Source organism: Flavobacterium sp. Root420 (assembly GCF_001427905.1).
Classification (GTDB): domain Bacteria; phylum Bacteroidota; class Bacteroidia; order Flavobacteriales; family Flavobacteriaceae; genus Flavobacterium.
Genome location: NZ_LMEF01000034.1, coordinates 52,374 through 78,087 on the forward strand (window position 1 = coordinate 52,374; position 25,714 = coordinate 78,087).

At 35.6% G+C, this 25,714-nt stretch carries 8 protein-coding genes; 1 reads left to right on the forward strand and 7 read right to left on the reverse strand.

Annotated elements, in window-relative coordinates; translation table 11 throughout:
* Positions 1-5: 5 nt before the first annotated feature.
* Entirely contained in the window at positions 6-809 is an 804-nt protein-coding gene (locus tag ASC72_RS23035) for an OmpA family protein (protein ID WP_056196604.1), read from the forward strand.
* A 164-nt stretch (positions 810-973) separates the two neighbouring features.
* On the opposite strand, the gene ASC72_RS23040 is transcribed toward ASC72_RS23035, so the two are convergent.
* The 7 genes from ASC72_RS23040 to ASC72_RS23070 all read right to left on the reverse strand — a co-directional run bounded on the left by ASC72_RS23040 (position 974) and on the right by ASC72_RS23070 (position 25,648).
* A complete protein-coding gene (locus ASC72_RS23040) occupies positions 974-1,420 on the reverse strand; it encodes a GNAT family N-acetyltransferase (protein ID WP_056196605.1) in 447 nt (148 codons plus the stop codon).
* Between the two features lie 143 nt (positions 1,421-1,563).
* Positions 1,564-2,205 carry a DUF1579 domain-containing protein gene (locus ASC72_RS23045; RefSeq protein ID WP_056196608.1) on the reverse strand — a complete coding sequence of 214 codons (642 nt, stop codon included), beginning with the start codon at positions 2,203-2,205 and terminating at the stop codon, positions 1,564-1,566.
* Positions 2,206-2,256: 51 nt separating this feature from the next.
* On the reverse strand, positions 2,257-3,225 hold the full coding sequence (locus ASC72_RS23050; RefSeq protein WP_056196611.1) for a DUF4837 family protein: 969 nt from the start codon (positions 3,223-3,225) through the stop codon (positions 2,257-2,259).
* Positions 3,226-3,271: 46 nt separating this feature from the next.
* Positions 3,272-5,107: a LysM peptidoglycan-binding domain-containing protein gene (locus ASC72_RS23055; RefSeq protein ID WP_056196614.1), complete on the reverse strand. Its 1,836-nt coding sequence runs from the start codon at positions 5,105-5,107 to the stop codon at positions 3,272-3,274.
* A 110-nt stretch (positions 5,108-5,217) separates the two neighbouring features.
* Positions 5,218-6,405: a phosphoglycerate kinase gene (pgk, locus tag ASC72_RS23060; RefSeq protein WP_056196615.1), complete on the reverse strand. Its 1,188-nt coding sequence runs from the start codon at positions 6,403-6,405 to the stop codon at positions 5,218-5,220.
* A gap of 249 nt (positions 6,406-6,654) precedes the next feature.
* Positions 6,655-7,629 (reverse strand): type IX secretion system membrane protein PorP/SprF, encoded by a 975-nt coding sequence (locus ASC72_RS23065; protein WP_056196859.1) that lies wholly within the window; start codon positions 7,627-7,629, stop codon positions 6,655-6,657.
* A 43-nt stretch (positions 7,630-7,672) separates the two neighbouring features.
* Entirely contained in the window at positions 7,673-25,648 is a 17,976-nt protein-coding gene (locus tag ASC72_RS23070; RefSeq protein ID WP_082564387.1) for a T9SS type B sorting domain-containing protein, read from the reverse strand.
* Positions 25,649-25,714 lie beyond the last annotated feature (66 nt).

The following is a 25,714-nucleotide window of genomic DNA, read 5'->3' on the forward strand; positions in this document are numbered from 1 at the left end:
AAAGAATGAAAATTTGTTTAGCCCTATTTCTGTTTATTATTTACAATTTATCGGCACAGCAAAAACCCATTGAAACCATTTATTTTGAGTTTGACAAATATGATCTTACTCCTAACCAAACCGAAATTGTAACTAATTTTATTAAGAGTATTGACACCACAAAAGTAGAATCAATACAAATTTACGGATACTGCGATGATCGCGGTAACGACGACTATAATTTTAAATTGTCAAATAACCGTGCCAATACAATTCAGAACTTAATAGTTTCGGCCGGCTTCAATCAAAGCAAAATAGTTATTTTAGAAGGAAAAGGACGTGTGGTTCTACGACCAGACACTGTCGAGAATCTTCATGAAACGCGATCCAAAAACCGGCGGGTTGATTTGATTGTTGTAAAACGGAATAGTTTTGGAAAAGGGATTAAAACTTCTTTCAAAAACAATTTAAAAATTGGCGACAAAATCTATCTTGACAATATTTTATTTGATATTGGAAGCGCCAAACTCACTTCATCTTCTAAAAAAGAGCTTGACAAAATAGCCGAAACATTCAAAGAAAAGAAAAATCTTCAGTTCGAAATTAGAGGCCATGTTTGCTGCACTCCGGAAATTTATAGTGACGGAATTGACAAAGACACCAAAGAAAGAAGACTTTCGTGGAACCGTGCCAAAACCGTTTTTAATTATCTTTCTGCTAAAAAAGTTTCTAAAAACAGGATGACTTATCAAGGTTGTGGCAATAAATATCCCTTAGGAAGAGGCGATAATCTAGACCGACGTGTGGAATTTTTGATTACTAAGATCTAATGTTATTTGCTACGAAGACACTAAAGCTCAAAGATTTTTTTACTTAAAGTTTCACTCCCAACAAAACTACTATTTTGTTATTTATTAGATCTTTACAAATAAAACAAACTTCAAAATATACAATTGCAACATTTTAGCATTAAATTGAAATATTACTTTATTTCTTATTCACGAATCATTTCAATATGCGGAATATCGTCTTCTAAATACATTTCGCTTGTTTGCACAAAACCATGGCTTTCGTAAAATTTCTTCAAATACAATTGTGCGCCTATTGTAATTTTATCTTTTCCGAAATTTGATTTTATTCCCGCGATAGCTTCACGCATTAAATCGTGACCCCATTTTTTATCACGGTAATTAGCATCAACAACTACCCTTCCGATTGAGGCATTATCAAAACTAATTCCGGCGTCGAATAAACGCGAATACGCTACAATTTTACCGTCATATTCTCCAATTAAGTGTAATGCTTTCTTGTCTTTGCCATCAAGATCTAAATAAACGCAATTTTGCTCTACTACAAAGATCTCACTTCTCACTTTAAGCAAATCATATAACTCATGAACCGTTAATGCCTCAAACGGCTTTATTTTCCATTTTAATTCCATTCCGTTTATAGTTTGTCTTTTTTGGTTTGTTGTTGATTGTTGATCTGTAAAATTACATCAATATTATCAAATAAAAATCCCGATTACAATTTGCAATCGGGACTTCCAGCGTATTTAAGCTGCCTTATTTCTAAGACAAAGATTTATTTTCTTGTCATTGTAATTTCCATGCTTTTATATTCTTCTCCATTTTTTGTGTCATACATTTCCATCTTACGTGTATTGGCATCAATAAAAGTATAAACTTCTCTATACGGTGTTTTCTTACCATTCAGCGGACTGACCATCTCTCCTTTTAAATTCATGCTTTTAGTGGTCTCGTCATATTTTCCAACTGCGACCATCATACCGGTACCCATATTGTCAATAAAAGTTGTGGTGAATTCTTTGCTTGCATTATTGTAAGCCAACGTACTTTTACCTTCAAATGGTTGTCCCATCATGGTTCCGTTATAAATCGCTTCCTGATAACGGCCTCCAAGTATCATCTTAATATTTGCTGTTGAAGCAGCTTTACTTGGCTTTCCGTTAGGTTCTTCCCAAAAGGTCATCTCGCAATTCCATGTTCCTGTTTCATCTGCCATCATTTTATGAGCATTTCCAGGTGTTGCATAGGCTGTCCATAATTTCATTTGCGTTGCAGAATCTAAAGGTGTTTCTGCAATTGGTTCTTCTGTTTTAACGCTATCCGCAACTGTAACGGGTTCCGTTTCTGTTTTTACTTCTTTTTTACAAGAAACAAAACAGACCATTAACATTGATAATCCTAAATAAAAACTTTTCATAATCAACTGATTTAATGTTTGTTAAAACAAAAATATGAAAAATATTGCAAACTATCTTTTATCAATTTTTACTGATTTTATAATCGCTTCCAACTCCAGCATTAAATCTCTTTCCTGATTCGATGGAGAATAACAAAAACCTTCAATAACTAAAATACGTTTGTTTGCCTGATCAATAATAGCATAATTGATAAATGGACCCGTCATAAAATCGTTTTTAAGCTCCCAGGTTCCTTTGGTTTCAAAAGTCTTTTTTCCATCTAAAGAAATAGTCGAGAAATACGGTGCATAGGCTTCGCCGGTAATCATCTGTGTATTGGGTTCACGGCCTTTAATGTAGAGTCCGATTGAATCGCGCATTTTGACAATATTTCCAACAATGTCTGAACTTTTAGTCAGTTGTTTAATGGGAACCTGGTAAATAAGAAGACTGGTGTTGCCGCTGATAATCTCTTTTTTAAGCCAAATAAAATTCTTTTTGTGCAACATATATTCATAGCCTACGGGGATTTGCAGGTCGATTTGAAATTTGTTTTTAAGTACGGCCGGATTTAAAAGTGCTTTACTGTTGTCTTGTTGAATTTTTTCGATTTCGGCATCGCGAATGAGCTTAATGATTTGCGATCCGTTCATCTCGATACTGCAAATAATATCATCTACCGATTTTCCGTATATGCGAAAAGTATTGTGAGGTAAAGCTTTACTTCGAATAATTTCGAATTTATCTGTAGCGGCTTTTTTCACTACAATGATACTTCGGCTATCGGTTACAAAACCTTCGAGTAATCTGGCGGGATATTGATTGATGGTAAAAAGGGGTTCCTCCTGAGTAAGGCCCCATACTGGCGATGCAAATTTATTTCGAATACTGTCGCCCACTTCTCCATACCACAACTGATCATCAATAATGATTGAAATGGTGTTTGGTTTACCAGAAACAGGTTGCGGTTGTTTTTCGGTTTTTAAACACGAAATCAACAGAAACGGGATTAGTACCAATAAAAAATGGGTTTTATTCATTTTATTAATTTATGAAATAAAACCCAAATTTAGGTAAGATTTTTTATTATCCGTTTATTTTGAGCTTCATTCCCGGTTTTAGATCTTCGTTTTTAATGCCATTCCATTTTTTAATATCCGAAATTGTAACTCCTGGATATTTTTTTGAAATGCTATATAATGAATCCCCTTTTTTAACGTAATAATCTTCACTCATGCTTTTAGCAGAAGCTGTTTTCTTTTTGAAAGAATCGATTGAAGCGTTTGAAGCAATAGCTGTATTAACAGTAGTCGTTTCTTCAATTGCCGGAATTTCTTTAGAAATAACTAGAGTTTTCCCTAAACCGATATTGTTTGATGTTAGATTATTAAGTTCTTTTAGGTCAGCAATAGTCGTACCGAATTTTTTAGCAATGCTTCCTAAATTGTCTCCGGCAACAACCACATATTCTTGTGATTGACCAGTCCCTTTTTCTTTATCATCAACAACAGCAATAGCTTCTTCTGATTTTTTCTCTATCGTTGGAATTGCTTTAGGTTCTTTTGAAATTTTAACCGGTTCAATATCCGATTTAATTTTCAATGTTCTTCCCAGTGCAACTGAATTAGATTTCAGATTATTCCATTTCTTTATATCACTGATGTTAACATCATATTTTTCAGCAATAGCACCCAAATTATCTCCTTTTTGAACCTTATACAATTTAACATCTGAATAAATTGTTTTGTCTAATTGTGCTTTTGCCTTAGGCGTCACTTTTAAAGCCAAACGAGATGACATTGTTTTATTTTCTGACTGATGTCTAACGTAGGCATAAATCTTATCTTCGTTTGAAACGAAAGTTGCAATTTTATCTTTTGGCAGACGAATAAAATGAGCTTCTCCCTGATAAAACGGAACCACATTTAATTTATAAGAAGGATTTAAAAGTTGTATTTGAGATTGTGGCATGTCTAACAAATCAGCAATTTGTTTGAATGTCATTTCGCTTTTAACGTTTACTGTATCAGTCTCGAAGTTTTTAACGAGCGCTCTTTCCGGATTAATTCCGTGTTCTTTATGATATTCAAAAAGATACATTGTCGCATAAAATGCTGGTACATAACCCTGTGTTTCTTTTGGAAGATTACTACGGATATCCCAATATTTCGTTTGACCTGCAGAACGACGAATTGCTTTAGTAACATTTCCCGGACCTGAATTATAAGAAGCCAAAACAAGCTCCCAATCGCCGAAAATAGTATACATTTTAGAAAAATAATCTGAGGCAGCAGCAGTCGCTTTCAATGGATCACTGCGTTCATCGATATAAGAATCGATTTTAAGTGCGTATTGTTTTCCGGTTCCGTACATAAATTGCCAGAGACCCGTGGCGCCCATTCTAGAAACTGCTTTAGGATTTAAAGCAGATTCTACAATAGCTAAATATTTAATTTCTAAAGGAATATTATGTCTGGCAAAAGTTTCCTCAAAAATTGGGAAATAATATTCTGATAAAGCCATTAATCGGGAAAACGATTTTTTACGATTCTTAAGAAATGACTTTATTATGTTTTCTAATCCCTGATTGTATTCAATATTAAAAGGAGATTTCTCATTCATTGCCTGCAAACGCTGTTTTAAAAGCTCTGTTGGCAATTCGGCATTTACATCCTGATCTGTATTTACGGTCTGAATATCTTTTGAAAAATCATTGTAGATATCTAAACTTAAACATTCATTCATCCAGAGGCTGTCTACTTTTGTAGCCACTTCATCTTTTTTGAAAGAACTTTTAACAGAATCTAAGTACGACAGCTTTACTTCTGGTTTAATATCCAGCGAAGTTGTTGCAGTTTCCTGTGCCAACATCGTTATCGAAAAAAGAGCTGTAACCGCTAAGGAGATTTTCTTTATAATCATATAACATTTTTTTAAAATCCTATAATTCAAACAATTATAGCAATCGTATTTTTGCAAACTTAAATAGATTACCAATGAAAAATATGCAAAAAAATGTTAATTGTGATTTTTTAGTCTAAAATCGCAGCGATCCCAGGTAAAATTCTTCCTTCTAACATTTCAAGCATTGCCCCACCACCAGTAGAAACATAGCTCATTTTGTCTTCAAAACCGAACTGTTTTACAGCAGCAACAGAATCGCCACCACCTACTAATGAAAAAGCACCATTTTGCGTAGCTTCCGCAATATAATCGCCTAAAGCGATAGTTCCTTTTGAAAATGCTTCCATTTCAAAAACACCTAAAGGACCGTTCCATAAAATAGTTTTAGACTCTAAAATTACTTTTTTGAAATTTTCCAATGATTTAGGACCTGCATCAAGACCTTGCCATCCATCAGGAATTTCTTTTACATCAACCACTTTTGTATTTGCTGTATTTGAAAAATCATCAGCAGCAATAACATCAACCGGAATATGAATCTGAACTCCTTTTTCTTTAGCTAATCTTAAAATTTCAAGTGCCAATTCCTGTTTGTCATCTTCGCAAATAGAATTACCAATTTTACCACCTAGTGCTTTCACGAAAGTAAAAGTCATTCCACCACCGATAATCATGTGATCTACTTTATCTAAGATATTTTCGATAACTGTAATTTTTGAGGAAACTTTAGAACCTCCAAGAACAGCAGTAACTGGTTTCTCGCTATTTTTAAGTACTTTATTTAAACTCTCGATTTCTTTTGCCAATAATGTTCCGAAACATTTTTCAGTTGGAAAAAATTGGGCAATAATTGTTGTTGAAGCATGCGCTCTGTGAGCTGTTCCGAAAGCATCATTTACATAGATATCTCCAAGAGACGCCAATTCTTTTGCAAAAGCAACATCTCCAGCTTCTTCTTCAGCATGAAAACGTAAATTTTCAAGCAATAAAACTTCACCTGGTTTTAGAGCTGCAGCAGCTGTCTTAGCTGGTTCTCCAACACAATCAGTAGCAAACTTAACTTCAACTCCTAAAATTTCAGAAGCTGTTTTTAAAATATGTTTTAATGAATATTTTTCTTCAGCACCTTTTGGTCTTCCTAAATGTGACATTAAAATAACACTTCCGCCCTGAGCCAGAATAGTATCAATTGTTGGTTTTGCAGCTTCGATACGAGTTGCATCCGTTACATTAAAGTTTTCATCCAGTGGCACATTGAAGTCAACACGGATGATTGCTTTTTTATTTTTAAAATCGAAATCGTTTAAAGTTTTCATTTGATAATTTTTTAATTTTTTGAAAGAAAAACAAATATAGAACTTTTAGAGTAGTATTAAATTTGAAATATGTAAAAATAACCTATCTATAACAACGAAAACGATGTAAATTATGAAAAAAAACAAATTTATATTTAAAAAAGATAAAAATGGTTGCTTATACCATTATGAAGTTAAACATACTGCAGTTTAAAAATTGTTTTCAAATTAAAAATCAAAATTTAAACGGCAGTAGTTTCAACTTTAGTTTTAGTTATGAACAGGACTCTGCGTACAAGGACAGTTACTGATAGCCTGTAAGAAATCAAATCCGATAGTAACTACGTGTGTACCGGTATTGTAGTTTCCAAGATCATTGAACATTACCTGGTAAGAATATCCGAAATAGAATTTCGACTTCATGAAACCAGCCATTGGCCCTACAGATAATGGTTTAGGAAACTGGTCGTTTAAGAAACGATATGAAACTCCAATCCAATAGTAGTCTTCGTAACGGTTGTAACGTCTGTACTTGAAGTTAAAATCGGTTGTAGAACGTTTATCACTTGCAAAATATTGATAGAAAACGGATGGCTCATATTCGATACGACTGTTTTCTCCATCTTTAAAAACATATCCGGTATAAACCTGATAATTAGAAAGTAAATTTGGCTCAACACCTCTGTATTTATCTGTGTTTTTCTTTAAAACGTTGTTCGCATTAAAACTCAAATAGAAGCTTTTGTTACGATACAAGGCACTAATATCAAAGTTATTATTCGATGTATAACGATTATCTGTAACAGCCGGATCTAAAATAGGATGCTCAATAGTGTTATTGAATTCATCGACATCAATACGGAAACTATTGAAGTTATATGAAAGTCCGAAAGACAAATATTGTTTAGAATAATAATCTAAAATGATATGATGCGCAAATGAAACTTTGGCACCGGTTTGTCTTGTATAACCATTCTTATCATTATAAACTGAGATTCCAACCCCGGAACGATCCAGGACTCTAAAATCAGCATAAAGCGATTGATTTTCTGGAGCATCTTTGATTCCGACCCACTGTGTAAGACCGTTGGCACGAATTCTAAGGTTATCTCCAATACCCGCATAAGCTGGTGAAAGCACGAAAGGGTTATCAGCTAAATACTGGGTAAACACTGGTAGGTTTAACTCTTGGCTGTAACTAGTTGTTACAGCCATGAGTACTAAGGATAAAAATAATTTTTTCATTGTAATAATTTTTTTAGACAACATCCTAAGGGGCATTATTTTGTTATCTGTATAAAGTGAAATGTCCAACAAACTCTCTTGCATCTTTCTCGTCATTTAGTTTAAGAACATACCAGTAATCACCTGATGGTAATTCTTCACCATTGTATCTTCCATCCCATTTTTGACCATAATGATATTTAGCAATTACACGACCGTATCTGTCAAAGATTGAGAATTCAAGGTTGTTGTAAATATTGGTACAACCAGGACCCCAATTATCATAAACACCATCTCCGTTTGGAGTAAAGTAATTGTCTAAACAAACATCAATGTAAACCATTGGTATTGTAATAGTTGCCGTACAACCATTTTGATCTCTAACCACCACTACATAATCTCCAGATTTGTAGATTTTATAAGTATTAGAAGAAGTAAATGGCTCTCCGTTGAAACTGTATTCGTAAGCTGGAGCACCACCTGTTCCTGTAACCGAGATTACGTTCATTTCAGGTTGTCCATCAGACAATTTGATTCCAAGTGGGGTGTATGCCTTAATCTCGAAGCTTACTGTTGGAACTTCACAACCATTTGTATGTCTGGCTGTAACATAGTGGTTACCAGGAGCAAGATTTGTAAAGATATTGCTTGGTTGGTAAGTACCTGTTCCGTCAAGTGCATAATCAATTTCTGTAAGATCAGTATTGCTGGCATCAACAGTAACTGTAACCATGTTAGCTTGTGTGTTGTTAACACAGTCATATGATACTTCTGCTATTGGGTTAAGCGTTACCGGCATCGGTACATTAACGTCTAATTCCTGAGGACAGTTTCCATTATCTTTCACGAACACCGTATGGATACCTCCTGCAAGATTTTCAAATGTATGTTGTGTTCCGTTAACCAATTGATAAGGACCGTTAAGATTATCTAAACTAACCATGTATGGTGGTGTACCACCTGCAAGGTCAATTGTAAATGCACCATTAAGGTCTCCAGCACACTCCTCAGGCATAGTCATTCCAGGCGTTTCAACAACTGAAAGTGGTGCGGCAGGCTGTTTTACCTCAACTACTTCCGTATCATAACATCCATGCTCATCAGTTGCTATCACGGTGTAGAAACCAGCTTTTAATTTCTCAAAAATGTTGCTGTCGAAGAATTGATCGTTTCTAGGTGAAATAGAGTATTTATAAGTTCCCGTTCCTCCTTTACCGATTACTTCAATTTGTCCATCATTTCCGCCAAAACATTTAACTGCAGTTGGAATAAATTCAGCTGAGAATACTTCTTTCGGCTGATCAATCGTAACAGACTCAGGTAAAGTTTCACAATCGCCACTTTTCACAACTACTTTATAATCACCAGCTAAAAGATCTGCAAATCTACCATCTGACTGTGGTCCTTTTAGTATGTTTCCAGCACCATCTTGCAAGATGTATTGATAGTTTCCTAATCCGCCTGAAGCATTTGCAACAATTACTCCACTTGGATCTTCACGACATAATACTACAGCGTTTGTTATATCTAAATTAGCCAACAATGGCTCAACAGCTTTTATTGTGATTTCATTAGAAACAAAATCAACACATCCGTTAACATCCTTCACATAGTATTTGTAAACTCCCGGAGCAACATCAAACGAAACAGAACTTGTAAATGGAACTGTTGAATATGTTACGTTATCACCACTATAAGTGTATGGAGGCGTACCACCAACCGCACTTAAGGTAAGTTCAGTATCTGTAAGACATGTTCTTTTTCTAGACTCTCTCAAACTTGGTTTAACTTCAGAAGGTTCCGTAATTGTCATTGGAGCTGATTCTCCTATACAATTAAATCCATCAGTTACCGTTACCGTGTAAGTTCCTGCGCCTAAACCTGCAAATGAAGGTGTAGCCTGAGGTCCTGTCGATCTTACAGGAGTAACTGAAGTAGTATTTAAAGTATATAAATAATTACTTCCCTGACCTCCTGTAACCGCAGTTACTGTAATCGTAGCGCTTAAATCTCCATTACATAATAATAATGTTTTGTCTGATAAAGCTGTAACCGCAATTGGTGTTGGAACTACTAATCTAACCTGATCAGTATCAATACAACCACCAGCATCTTTAACAGAAACTGTATACAATCCTGCTTTTAATCCTGAGAATATATTTTGAGTAGAAAAATCTACAGTAACCGGACCATCTAATTTATATAAATAATCTCCTGACCATCCGCCTTGAGCGCTTATACGGATTTCTCCATCATCATTACCTGATACACAAGTAATGTCTTTTTTAGACGCTTTAATTTCTAATTCTGCTGCAGGCCCGTCAATTCTAAATTGAGTTTCAACTGGACAGAAAGGCAGATCAAGTAATGTCGCAACAACTGTATAACTACCTTTTTTTAGATTAGAAAGTTTTAATTCTTTTGTTGTAGTTGCACCACTTTGAACCGTTCCGGATTCATGAGTAATAACATAACTAAATCTACCTGCATCATCTTTTGGAGTTGTAATATTATCTACTAATGTCAATGTAATTGCTCCATCTTCATCACTATAGCAAGTAACATTCTTAATATCAGAAGCTACAAATTTGAATGTATTTGGCTCATTAACAATATGGAATCTTTCGATACTACATCCTGTTACCGGATTTGTAACCACAATTTTATAGTTTCCAACTTTTAATCCCGTAAACAATCCAGTCGGACTAGTTGTCAGCGGATAAACTGTTGGGCTAACACCTTCTATTGTATAACTTAAGGTTGGCAATGTACCTTTTGTTGCAATTGCAGTTACCTGAACTGACTCATCATCTTTACAGTTAATTGGTGTAACATCAAGATCCAAGTCGGCAATACCAACATAAGGATCAATTGTAACTGAAACGTATGAACCTTGACAGTTATTAGAATCAAATACATTGATTACATAAGTACCACCTAAGTTGTCGATTTCAGTATAAGTGTTTCTGTCGTCATTTTGAACAGTAACACCATCTCTGACAAACTCGTAGATAACATACTTACCATTACCACCAGTTACAGAGCCCGGAGCAACCGTAATAGTTGCATTTAGAGCAGCATTAGTACCTGTAGAACATGTATATTGTGTTACAGCAGGTTTTGCTACTACAATTAGAGCTGGCTGTGGTACTATTACCCCTGGAGCTGTACCAATACAACCTCTTCCTGAGGTTACCGTTACTGTATAAGTACCAAATGGTAAATCATTGAAAATTGGTGATTTTTGAGGCACTCTATTTACTGGACCAGAAAGACTGTACATGTAAATAGGGTTATCATTTGATGTTGCAATTGTTACAAAAATACTTCCATCTGCATAACCATTACAAGATACCGCTTTTGGTGTTGCCACAATTCCGGTAACTAGTGTAGGAATTTCGATTTCTATAGAAATTTCTTTTTCACAAGTTGGTGATGTTCCAGTATCTCTTACCTTAAAGATATAAGTTCCTGGAGCTAATCCGCTAAATACTGGGGTTAAACTAATTGTAGTCCAGTTATCTCTTGTATAAACATAACTTGGAGGCGTAGTAGCTGAACCACCGCCAGCATATAATGTGACTTCGCCATCAGCAGTTGTACAAGTAGACATTTTAGTTACTTCTCCACGTAATGTTAGAGGATCTAAAACTTTTACAGGAGTCGTTGCTATAACTTCACACTTGTTTTTATCTCTTACTGTTACTGTGTAATCACCAGGTGAGAACACGGTAAAGAAATTATTACTTTGGAATTGTTTTCCGTCTAAGCTATATTCTAGAGTACCAACTCCATTAGCTGCCACATCGATTCTATATCCAGCGGCATTATAACATTGACTAGCCACAGTTACATTAGTAATAACTGGCATACGATCAAGTGAAATATTTACTGTTACGTGCTCAGGACAACCATTTTTATCTTTTACATAAACATCCCAAGCATCAAACGCTGGAGCTATTTTCGTAGTTGGGATTGTTTTTGTATTCTCTGGGTTGTAATCTCCAGCAACTGGAGTTGCACCCGCAGGAACAAAAGCATATGTAAATCCAGGAGTACCTCCAATAATTGTAGAAGCATCTACTGTTAACACAGCACCAGTAGTTTTACAGTTTTGGTTTACATTAGTAATAACCAAAGCAGATAAGTCTATAACTGGAGGCTGTGTAATAATAACATTATTTGAAACTACAGTACAGAGTGGATAAGCCGTTTCAGTAATACTAATTGTATAAGCTGTTCCAGCTGCTAAACCTGTTGGAATAGTAAATGGATTAACTGTAGCAGAATTTCCATTTCCAGGAGTAACAAGTAAAGGAGTTAGACCATTGTAAATTTGGTATGTATAAGGTCCCTTGTAATCTGTAATGTTGATTGTAATTTTTCCATCAGCATTTCCAAAACAGCTTATCATTTCAGCAGGAGTTGCAATAACTTTTGCTGTATTGAATAACGGAACTTCATAAGCATCAGAAATAATGAAACAACCTGTATTTAAGTCATTTATTTTTAAATGATAAATATGACCCGCTAACGGAGCTATATAAGTGAATGAATTTGTTCCGGCTGTAACTGGAATTGCAGGAAGACCAAAAGCGCCGCCATCAACAGAAACCTGATAATTGAAATTATAAGGTGTTGAACCACCATTAATTTGAACATTAATTTCTTCACCCGTATTATTACAAGCAATTTGTGTTACTCTTGTTAATGTAGGTGTTTTTAATGTTGGGAAAGGACTTATCGTAATTTGATCACTATCAATACATCCATTTGCATCTTTAACGAAATACGTTAAAGTTTGCGGCATTTGGTTATCAATAACATTAAATGTATTTGTCGTTTTCCAATTTGTTCCGTCAGCACTATAAGTGTAATCACCTACTGCACCTGTTCCTGCACCTCCAGCACCAGTTACGGTAACTATAGTCGCATTTAAGGTATTTGCAGGGCTAGCACAAGTAAATGCACCTGGCGTAGCAGTTGCAACAACTAGCGAAGGATCAGCAATGACAACCGTAGTTGGAGCATCACAATTTCTTCCAGACGTAACGTTAACTGTATAAGTACCTGCAATTAATCCTGTAAATAAAGGTGTGTCTTGCGTAATTAAAACACCTCCTGCCGGTATTGTACGCTGAATAGAGTACGTATATTTCGGATCAGCAGTAGATGTTAAAGTAAACAAGATAGAACCGTTGCTTATATTCCCTTGTGAAGGAGTAGAAGGGGCACAGTAAGGTGACGTAGGTACTGCTGTAAATACAACAGGAGCTGGTGCAGTCATTACGATTGCTGGTATTGGGTATGCACAGTCTTTTGAATCATAAACTGTAAATACATAACTTCCCGGAGTTGCTGCGTTAACTGAATAATCTACAAAAGAGAAACCTGCTCCAAAAGGAATTTTAGCAGAAGGCAAACCTCCATTGATAGCTACAGTATAACTGTAATCAGGGTAACCGCCAAGAGCACTTACTCTAATGGTTCCATCAACATTCGTACAGAAAATGTCTCCTTTATTCTCTACCGACGCAAAAAGCTGAGTTTTAATGTCAGTACTAGTTGCTGCAGATTCACAGCCATAGTTATCTCTAACTTTTATCAAATACGTTTTCGGAGTTAATTTATCGAATGTATTAGATGTATGCCATGTATCACCATTATCAATAGAATACTCAAACGTCACTGGGAAAGTAGATGTACTATTCGCAGTTATTACTAAAGTCGTTGAGTTTGTATTGTAATAGCAATAATCAGATGTTGTATCAATTGTTAATGTTGGTTTAGGAGCAACAAGCAATTCAAATGAATCTGTTACTGTCACCGTACAGCTGTTTGCATCTTTTACTGCAACATCATAGAAACCTAATTGAGTAAGGTTTTCGAAAATACCATCTGTATTAGTTATAGTTGTATTATCTGGCTGCGTTAAAGTAAACGTATAATCACCCCATCCACCAATTGCTGTTAAAGTAACTGCACCAAAAGTTGTACAGCCTAATGGCGTAACTACAGGCGGTGCTAAAACTAATGCTGCAGGCGGTGCTGCGATAGTAAACGTTATTAATTTATGACAATCAGTCTCATCATCGAATACCTCAATGTCATGTGGTCCTGCCGCTAATCCAGTCAAATTAATTGTTGAGCTGGTTAAACCAGTTACAGCGGTAGCTGAACCATCAAGAATATAATGATACGTTCCTACACCTGTACCAAATCCTGATACATAGAAACTTGCTTTTCCATCAACTGCAGTCGAACACGTAATTCCATCTGTAGATTGTTCTACGATATCAATATTGATATAATTATCAATTTTAAGATTTTTTTGAAAAGTACAGTTATTACCATCTGTTACCTGGAATATATACTCCACATCTGGCAACAGTCCTGAGAATACAGGATTGTTAAGATTATTAACTAATGTTGGCGAAATAATTTGGTAAGATAATGTACCTGCCCCATCAATAACTCCTGAAATAGTAACAGTTGTGTTAGCTCTTGAACAAGTAATTGCAAGTCCTTGAGTAAGGGTAAAGCCTTTTGGAGGATTTAATGGTGTAATTGTAACTGAACTAAACACTTCACAGCCATTGGCATCTTGAATTCCGTATGGAATAACCTTACCTGCATCACCCTCAACAACTGTATAGGTTGGGTTAAAATCAAATGCACTGTTGTTAAAGCTAAATTTATAAAGACCAGTTCCAGTTCCTGCAAGAGCTACTAAAGTAACCGTCGCAGATTGAGCAACATTTACTGGACCACAGCTAAGCGGTATAATAATCGGAGCATCAAAAGCTAAAGCAGAAGGTGTTCCTAAAGTTCCTGAACCAGATAATTCACAACCTAAATCATCTTTTACAATGTAGGTGTATGGACCAGCTACAACATCATAAAGTGTTTTTGAAGTAAATAATGAACCATTAAACGAATATGTGTAAGGCCCTTTACCACCACTTGCACCTAATTCCACAGAACCAAGTTCAGCAACACCGTTACATAATGGCTGTATTTCTATTGGGATATCAAGAGCAATTGGCACAATTGCATCAATAATAACTGGAGCAGTTTCTATTCGACAATTGTTTGCGTCAGTAATTCTAAATTGATATACATCAGCATCCGCTGGAGCAACTGTGTATGTAATCGTCGTCACACCCGCAGCTACAGTTGTAGTTGTTGGAATAAACGGAGCATATGCTGCTGCACCTTTTTTAACCTCATAAGAATACCCTAGAGTACCTTTTTCGATTTTAATTGTAATTGTAGCATCTTCTACTGCATTTCCAGCAACAGAGCAATCTAATACTTTAGTTACTTGTGCACTTGCAGTAGGTGTTGGTATAATTGGCGATTGCACTAATGGCGACTCGCAACCATTAAAATCTTTAATAATTACATCTACTGGACCGGAATTTAATCCTTTAATGGTATAAGGGAAAGGTACAGCGTCTGTAATTTCTGTGAAATCTCCACCATTTACACTTATGTAATATGGGGCAACACCTTGAGTTGTCATTGTAACTCTAACTTCAAAAGCACCTTCAGCAGCACATTTGTCTACTATTGCTAAATTATTAATTAGAGGCGTTGGGTCTGGATTAACTGTAACCGTAGTAAAATTGATACAATCATAAGCATCTTTAACCCAAACGTAGTAAAAACCTGCTTCTACATTAAATATATTAGCATTATCTGCACCCCATGCATCAGTTACTAACAGCGGTGTAGCAGATTGATTAATAATATACTTAAATGGACCTGTTCCTCCTTTTGGAGTCGCAACTACCTGACCTGCATTATTTTTACAATTGTCATTTTTAGGGGATGTTGCGGTTACTGTAAGATTAACCGCTGACTCCGTTACAACAAAAGGAAGTGATGAAGAAGTACAACCTGTATTTGAACCATCTACTTCTGTGAATTTCACATAATAAGTACCAGGAGATAGACCCAATACCTTAACTGGTACTGTAGTCGGCATTGTAATTGTACCCGTAATATTTGTAGTAACATCAGATTGATCAACAAATATTTCATAATTCACCTGAGTTGCAGTTGTACCACTTAAGCTAATAGATACGCCTCCTGTTGTAGTTCCTTTACAAGCTACCGGAACAGTAGTAGCTACGCTAGCTAAAGAAGTTATTGGAGCTATTGGACCAGCCGCTTTTTCAAAATAATAACAATTAGTAGTTGGGTCATATACCACAAAAGTATAAGTAACTCCCGGTGTTAGTCCTGTGAAAGTACGTCTCATCGGAAAACCTGGATCAGCAGGTAATAAACTTGTTGTAAATGGCGCTATTGGCAAATTATAAATACCAAATTCATATAGTGGAATTGCTGGAACAACAAGCGGGTTAACTTCAACAATAATGGTAGCACCATCTGCACAAGTTGCAATTGGTGTCGTTAAATCAATATCTAATTCATTTGGCGGAGCAACAATTTTAACATCATCTTTAAAATTACTACATCCATTAATATCAGAAACTGTCAATATAAAATCTCCATAACTTAAATTTGGAAAAGTATATGTTGAAGCTCCTGACTGACCTGTTACAATAATACTGCCTGTAACAGCATTTCTTAATTCATATGTAAAAGGACCAACTCCATTAGTAATTGTACTGACCGTCACAGAACCTAATGTTGGACCAGGACAAGTCATGTCTACCGTTGTATATGAAAACTGAATTTGAGCTGGCTCTGTCACAATAGCATAAGCAATGTCAGATGGACAACCTTTACTGTCAATAATAGTATATGGATATCCTAAACCTGTAGAAGCTGGTAAATTAGAAAATGTAGAGTTGTTCGTTGGTGCACCACCGTTAAAAATGTAAGTAAATGGACCTACTCCGGCCGTTGGAACAATTGTAACAATACCATCAGCAGATTGATAACAACTTAAATTAGTAACATCAGCATGTGCTACTGGTTTTACAGGATCTGTCACGACAAAAGGAACTGTAGATTCAGCTTCACATCCATCTGATTTTACTTTAAAGTAATAATCGCCAATTGCTGATGTATAAAATTCATTTGTACCTGCAGGTACTATTGGAGTGTAAGTTCCACCTGTACCCAGTTTATATTCATAAGTGTACGTACTATTACCACCGCCAGCAGATAAAGTAACTTTTGCATCTGTAGTTGCAGGTAATGTAGCAGTACAAGTTACCTCCTTATTTGGTGTAACAGTAAGTATTAATTGATTATTTACGTGTAAAGTCTTTTTGGCTTCACAACCGTTATTGTCTTTTACGCTTAAAACATAATCGCCAGGAGCTGATATAGTTTTTACTGGATCAGTGTTATAAACACCATCAATTCCATATTGAATAGCACCTCCATATACCGTACCTGATATAGTTACTGTAATTGGTGCACCGCCTGCTTTAAAACAAGTTACTGCAGGATCAACAATTGTTGGCGCAGCATCTCTAACAATAGTAGCTGTTGTTGTAGCAGAACAGCCTTTCGCATCGCTTACATATACATCATATGATTCGCCATCAACAAGAGTGTTTTTAGGGAATGTTTTTGAAGTAGTATAATCTGCAGGGAATGCAGGTGGAGGTGTTGTTCCAGCTTTTACCACAGCATAATATAACGTTCCTGTTCCGCCACTAGCAGTTACAGTAATTGTTGTATTATTTCTATCACAGAATACTTTAGGGCCTGTTGCACTTGCAATTGTAACTGGATCAGGGTTTGCAATCGTAAGCACTTTTACTGCTTGACATTTTGTAGCATCATTGATAACAGTAAAGGTATATGTTTCAGCTTTTAAGTTCGTATAAGTAATAGTATTAACCACTAGGTTTCCACCCGTAATTGTTGTACCGGTACCGTCTTTTAATTCGTATGTATAACCTCCTGTTATATTTCCTGATACATCAAATGCAAGTGTAGCATCCGCAAGATTATTACAAGAAACATTTTTAGTAATTGAGCCGTTAACTTGAATCGGAGTTACAGCATCAATTGTTTTACTGTCTTTTACAGTACATCCGTTATCATCAGTTATGGTAAAATTATACGTTCCAGCCACTAAACCAGTAAAGGTATGGGTGTTAGCATTTATATTTGTTGCAACTAGTCCACCTGTTGGGGCAACTGCTGCTGTATAACTTGTAATTTCATATTTCAAAGGTAGTTTACCACCTGTAACATCAACTTTTAAATCAGTTGTTAATTTGGTAGCCTCACAAGTAATAGCCAGAGCTGTAAAAGCTAAAGCTGTTGGAGGAGTTAATGCCACAACAGTTGCTGAAGTTTGTACAGTACATCCATTTGCATCTGTAACCGTTATATCTACAAGACCTGGAGCATTAATTGTAAATGTATTAGAAGTTGTTAAAGTTACTGATGTAGCAGGATTTCCAGTATCATAAGTATATCTGTACAGATTTACTCCTGTATAAGGAGTTCCTCCTGAAGCAGTAACTGTAATAATAGCCGCTTGTGAAGCATTGTTGATTCCACATTTTAATACTGTTGAAACAATTGCTGAAGCATCAAATATAGCTGCCGGTCCATTAACTGTTATTGATTTGCTAACAAAACATTTTGTATTGGTATCTCTAACTACAATAGTGTATGAAGCTGCGCCTAATCCTAAAAATTCGTTAGATGACTGCCAAGTACTTCCATTATCCTTACTGTATTCGTATGTTCCAGAAACTGGAGTAGCATTTACAGTGATTTTTCCTGTAAGGTTACTAAAACATTTAACATGAATAATATTCGTTGTAAAGTCCGGTGTTACTTTAGCCGCAACATTTTCTGTAAAGCCAGTTTTACAGCCTTTGCTGTCTAAAATTTCAAACACATAAGATCCAGAAGCAGAAGCAGGATAAGTAAACGTTGTTACTCCTGTTCCAACTGCTGTATAAGCAGTAGGGAAACCAGCTCCGTTAATATTTACTCTATATCTGTAATCAGGATATCCATCACCGATTGTAACTTCAATAACAGCATCTGTACTAGTACTACAGTCTAATTTTTTAGTTATTTTATGATCTGTAACTACTACTGGAGTAGCTACTACTTGTTTGGTTAATTGAATTGAACATCCTGTCGAAATATCTTTTACTGTAACAATATATTCACCAGGAATCAATCCTGTAAAAGTCCCATCGTTTTTAAATGTTCCATTGTTAATCTTGTATACATAATTTGTCTGAGTATTTGGAGTAACTGTAATAGTTGCTCCTGCACCACCTGCACACAAATCAGTTGCAGCTGCATCTATAGCAGCAACTGGATCAACTTTTGGGTTGATAGTAAATGTTGAGGTAATTTCACAACCATTTAAATCTTTCACTAAAACACTATAATCACCAGCATTTAAATTACTAAAAACATTACTAGAAGTTTGAGTAATTGCTGTTCCTGCTGGAGACGTTGGTGTTACAGTATAAGTATATGTTCCCCAACCGCCTACTACATTAATAGTTGCTGCTCCTTTATTATCACAAGTAACGTGTGTTAATCCATAAGGGTCAAATTTCAACACTGTACTTGGTGCCAAAATAGTAACCGGTTCTGAATCTGAACAAGTTGTTGATGTATTTGTTACCGTTATAGTATGAGTTCCTGCTCCTAAATTAGAGACAGAAATATCAAATGAACTTCCAACTGCAGGAGATGTTAACCCTGTTACAGTTGGCAATGCATCTACTTTATAAGAATAACCAACACTGTTACCCATTCCTGTAACTGTAAATACAGCACTTCCATCAGTTGAACCTAAACAAGAAATATTGTTAGAAGATTTAACTGTTACGGTAATAGCAGGCAAAGATTTTATTTCAATTGATTTTTCGTAAACACATTTGTTAGCATCTCTTACTTCAAAAACATACGTAACTCCAGCCGCTAAACCATTAAAGCTGTTGCCTGGTTGATATGTAGTTGTACCTGGAGGTGTAGGAGATTTAATTCTGTATTCTAAACCTGCAGTTGGCACAGCAACACCAGCGTCATTAACAACATTCGTAATCGTTACATTCGATGTATTACTTGGACAAGTAACCGCGCTCGGAGTAAGTGTCATTCCTTTTGGAGGATTCAATGCTACAATTGTTCCAGCAGTAACCGTTTTAGAACAGCTTTTGCTGTCTGTAATAGTAACAGTATAATCTCCCGGAACAGTTAAGTTTTCGAATAAACCTGTATTGTTTGTAGCTACAGCAACTGTAGTACTAACTGTTGTATTTTTTAACACATAAGTAAAACCACCAGCATTTCCGCCTGATGTTACTGATGCAGTAATTATTGCATTTGCAAGACAAGTGTAAGGAGTTGTAATTGAAGCTGTAGCTACAATATCTGCCGGCTGAAATACTTTGAATGTATAAGTCTTCGTACAATCTGTAGCGTCTTTTACAGTAAATGAATAGTCAGTTCCTGCAACAGATCCTGCTAAAGAACCATAGTGTGTTGTAGATGTAAAAGCACCCGTTCCATTAAACTGGTATGTAAAAGGCGCGGTACCGTTTTCTGCAGTAATGTCAATATAACCATTTGCTGCATTAAAACAAGTTACGTTTTCTGTTTTAAATGTTGCTGTTGGCTCCTCTTTTGCATTAATTGTTTTTTCTATGGTAATAGGACAGTCGTTTATATCTTTAATTACAAAAACATAAGTGGCAGCAGTCGCTGCTTGATAAGTAAAACTTGGCCCTGGAGTTGTACCATTACTAACTAATACAGCATTTGTATCTTTATTGGTCACTGTATAATTATATGGACCTGTCCCTCCATCAATCTTAACTTCGATAGTTGCATTTGCAGCACTTCCGGTTTTACAAGTTAATGGTGCCGTGACATCAGCCTTAGCCGTAATTGCTTTATCAATTTTTTGACTTATCGCTATAGCCTCACAATTGTTACTGTCGGTAATTAAAAAGTCATATGTCGCAGGAGCTGTAGCAGTATATGTAAATGTAGGTCCGTCAAAAGCAGGACTTGGTGTGCTGTAAGTAGCTCCTCCATTTGTACTTACCTGATACGTATATTTACCCACTCCGCCTGTAATTTTTATCGTGATTTCAGCATTTGTCGTAAAACATAAACCTGCAGTTTTAACTACCTCTGCTGTAGGTTTCACCGGAGCAGTGATTACTAAATCAGTATCTCTTGAATCTGAACATCCTTTTACATCCACTCCAGATACGGTATACGTTCCCGGGGCAATATCTGTTAATATTCCATCACTTGGAAAAACCTTGCTAGTGAAAGGCGCGTTCTTATCTGTAAGTGTTAAAGTATAAGCTCCATTACCACCAACTGCTGATGCAGTAACTGTAGCACCTACTTTACAAGTTGGAGTTGTAGCATTCGCATCAACTACAAATGCATCAGGTGTTGGAATTAAAGTTGGTATAGTGAAATTACAAGAAGTAGCACTATTATCATATCTAACTCTAATATCGTAACTTCCGGCTGCTTTATCTGTAAATACAACAGGAGAAGTAGTCGATTTTACCCACGTAGGAGTTGTAGCTGAACCGTTTAAAGTATACCAGAATCCGTTTGTTGTATCAAAATTTTTAGCGACAATACTAAAGGTACCGTTTTCATCTCCTTTACATTTAACTCCATTAACATTAGTAACTTCTGCAGAAAATGCTTGTCCAGTTTGAACTTTTAGACTTAAAGTTTTATCCTGCAAACATGATTTTGGTAATTGATAAACTAAAATATCATCAATTGCCAAATCACTTCCATCAACAATTGCAATATTAGTTTTAATTACAAAATCAAGATCTGTATTATCACCTGGATTGATTGTAAGTTCAATTTTATTCCATTGCTCATTCTGAGAAATTTTTGTTGTTTTTACAGAAGCTCCAGGAACTGCTGTTCCATTTTTACTTAACTCGATTGTTAAATCTGGTGCTGCTTTTGCATTTGAGCTTTTTAATAAATTTAAAGCATAAAAAGTAACTTTAACATCCTGTTTCGGGATAACATCGTGAATTGGCTTACTATATATAACTGTTCCAACAGGAATACCTTCTTGTACACCTCCAATATTAATTGCCAAATATCTTCCATCTGTTATGCCTGGAGTATTAGTATGGTCTTTTGGTATTATCCATCCAAAATCCGGATCATGATCAGTAAGAATACCTTTTGTAACAGTATACTCACCATCGTTCATTAACCAAGGATGCCAAACTTTTAATTTATCACAGTCAACAATAGCATCCTGTTTTTCAAAACAGTAAACATTATTAATTCCAGGCGAAGTAGTATCTTCTCCGTTCGCAAAATTCTCACTCAATAAATTACTGTACGTTGGGGCTGAAACTAAATTATATTCGACTTTAATTTTATAATCTCCAACAGGAATATCTTTAAATATATTAGCCGGAGAATTTGTATTTAAAGTATAAATGTAATTAGAAGGATTCGCCGGATCCGGTTTACCTAAATAGTAAGAATAGTTATAATTTGGACTTGCATCGGCATTAACCATTACTGTAGCTGTACCTTCTCCCTTACAATTATAAGTTAAAACAGGATCACTAAACGTAGGATCAGCCGGTTTTTCGTCTAAAATAATACCTGACATTGGGAAAACACACCCAGCAGCATCTTTAATATATAATGTAATAGGAGTTGTGCTTGGGTTTATGTAGGCAAAATTATCTGTAATATAAGTATCTCCTCCGTCAAAACTATATCTGTATAAATTTGGTGCAGGAAAAGGTACACCTCCCTGAGGATTGGTAATTCTAACCATTCCTTGTTTAGTATTTCCTGTCGGGCCGCAGCCTGATAATTCAGCAACACCTGCAGAAGCAGTTAGCATAGCTGCGGGTCCTGTGATCTTAATAATTTTTTCCGGGTCAGTACACTCTACTCCGTTTATTGTATATTTTACAGTAACCTTATAATCCCCAACTGATAAGCCCGTTGTTGGCAAAGATGTATATGCTCCGCCGGCAACTCCCGCAACACTATAGGAAACTGTATAACCAGAATCTGCAGGAGTAACTGTAATTGAAATTTCTCCTTCTTTAGCATTGTAACAACTTAAATTTTTCGGATTTATAGTAACTGTTGGTTTAGCAATAGGATTTACTAAAAATGTTGGAATTGTATAAATACAGTCATTACTGTCAGCAACTATAATACTGTAGCTTCCACCTGGACTTTTAACCGTAATTTTATCATCAGAAGAAACAAACGGCTCCCCATTTATAGAGTAAAAATAAGGTGACGTACCACCTTTAGGGTTTATTGTAATTTCTCCATCTGAACAAGCAGTAAGTGATTTTACATCATAAGTCGCAGTAAGTGGATCCGGTGCAACTATATGTACATCACTTATATTACTACAGCCATCAGCAGTAGTTACCGTAAGTACATAATCGCCCGCAAGTAAATCGAATTTTGTATTATTTTGAGAAATTGGTCCAACGCTCTGAACTGTTGTATTACCTTGTTCTATAACAAAAGTATAATTTGGATTCACATTATTTGCAGCAACGTCAACACTACCTTTAGCACCTGCACAAAGAGGTTGTTTTATAACTGTCTTAACATCAATATCTCTTTTTCTGATAAGAATGTTTTCAACTGTAAAATCACATGGAAAAGTAGTTACATTAGTTTGTCTAACATGCACAGTATAAGAACCAGGAGTACTTATTGGAAATACATTAGTTGGCTGATATGCTCCGATAGTTCCATTTGGATCTTTGCTGATTGCATACTCATATCCATCCGGAACACCTTCAACAGTAATACTACCATTTGTTGAACAAATAATATCGGTGTGCTTTTCTGTTGGAGTTAAATCATTTTTATAAACATCAAAATAAAAACGATTGAAACAGACTCCACCTTTATAGGTAACCGTTAATCTGTATTTTCCTTTTGTACTTGCAGTATAATCAGATCCTGTTCCTACTTGCTCCCATTTACAAAGTTCACTCGGGTTTCCAGTACTTGCCAGTGCTTCGTTCGGACAGTTTTTACCTGTTGCTACTGTACAGCTACCTTCAACGAAACGCTCCCATACTATATTGGACGCATCTAAGATGTTTGTTTTTATTTCTTTTTTATCATTACCACCACACAAATAAATGTTTGGAAATGGTTTTCCGTTATCAGCACAAGTTACAACTTCACTTGCGAAAGGTAGTACAGGATTTGGACTTGTACTTTTAAAACGAGTTACCACAAAAGATTGGGAGATAGATCTACACGGTGCTGCTGCTAAGTTATACACATAATATGTTCCTTCTTTGGTCACATTAAATGGATTTCCTACGCCAATTTTATTTGTCATTTTAGCATCACTATACCATGTGTACGTTTCATATCCTTTTGCAGGAATAAGATCAACACTATCTGTACATAAAGTTACGTTCTCTGTATATTGACAACCGTCTATACCTACTAAAAAGTTTGTGGCTTTTGGTGTTACAGCACATCCTTCAGTTGAATTAACACTTCCTTGCGGAGCTGTTTCATCGATTGAAAAATTGGTGTTTTCCTTACCTTTGTAAGTAGCAAAGGCCTGGTTATCGATACTGTTAGAACAAGCCTCACTTAACGAATGACAATCAGGAACAACCTGAACTTTAAAAGCAATAGTACTTACAGTAGGATTATTCTTTGTTATTAATTTAGGATCTGTTACCTCAAAAACAATTTTTCTTGTAGCAGGGTCATAAGGTGTTTTAACTCTTATTCCAGCTGGTAACGGAAGTAAGTCGTTTGACTGATTAAAAATAACGTTTATTGGCAACTGGTCAGTAATAACTAATGAAGTTGCATCATCATTACCCTTATTTTGAATAGTAATTTCATAACGCAGCTGCTGACCAAGTGTCACATTCTTTCCTCCGATATCGTTTCCGTCGGTGTCTTTTACAACTTTTGTCAGAGCAATTTGAGGGGCTATAACTTCTACGTTAAAAGCATTAAAATAAACACCATAACCATCGCCACTTGTCGTTAATTTTAAAGCAGCTGTTTGATCGCCATTTTTAATAATAGCATTATTGGTATTATTCAAATCGATAATACCTGCATCAAAACCAAGTGTATTTGTGCTGGCTGGCTTTCTTGCGAGATTAATTCCTGAAAGATCATTAATAACACTACAAAAGAAATTGTTTGTTTTACGCTCGGTTGTGAAAACCTGTGTACCATTTATAGAATAAGTATCGTCCTTCGTATTTGCATCTCCTTCTAAAGCTGCAAAAGCTAATTTTACTTTTACATTACCTGTTGGAATGGTTTTAAAACCTGAAACTGAATAAGTCAAAGGAGTACCACCAGATTTAATCCAGCTAAATCCATCGTAGGCAGTAATATATTTTGCACTTGAGTTTGGATCTTCATAAATAACAAACAAGGACCATCCTGCTGCATATCCTCCATTAGTTAATCTACCGCGAGCAGCATTAATATTTGCTACTGTATATTCTCCTTCAGGGTTTTTTGAAGCTTTTAGCAGGTCTGTTGCATTATAATAATAAGCATAAGGTATTTGATCACCATTTGTTGTTTTTGGAGTATTATTATAATAATCGTAAATTAACGTTCCTGTAATATTATTATAAGTCGCTTCGTTGGCAAGCTTAAACTTTACCTCACCTAAATCAGTTCGCTTTACCGTTTTGTTATCTAAAGAAGCTTGCGTATAAACACCTGACCAATACAATCCAGCATACACAATCTTGTAACAAGCTCTGCTCGCATTCGGCACCTTTAAGCTTGCAGAACTTGAACTAAAAGTATCAGGATCATTATCAATATCAACATATTGCATGTTCTCCGAGTTATTATCTGTAGTTCCGGTATAAGCATCGTTCGCATACTCACTTGTCTTATTGTTATCTCTATTAACAATACTATTACCAATAAGCATCATATCTCCTCTAATACTCGTATCAAACCTTGAAGTAAAAGGTATATGATTTTGTGCTAGCATAAAATAACTTTGTAATAAAAACAAAGTCAATAAAATCAATCTTAGGTTAGTAGGCTTTCTCATAATCTTTTTTTTGTTTACTTACATTTTATTCTTTAAGGGGCATTATTGAATAAAACACTTCGTATT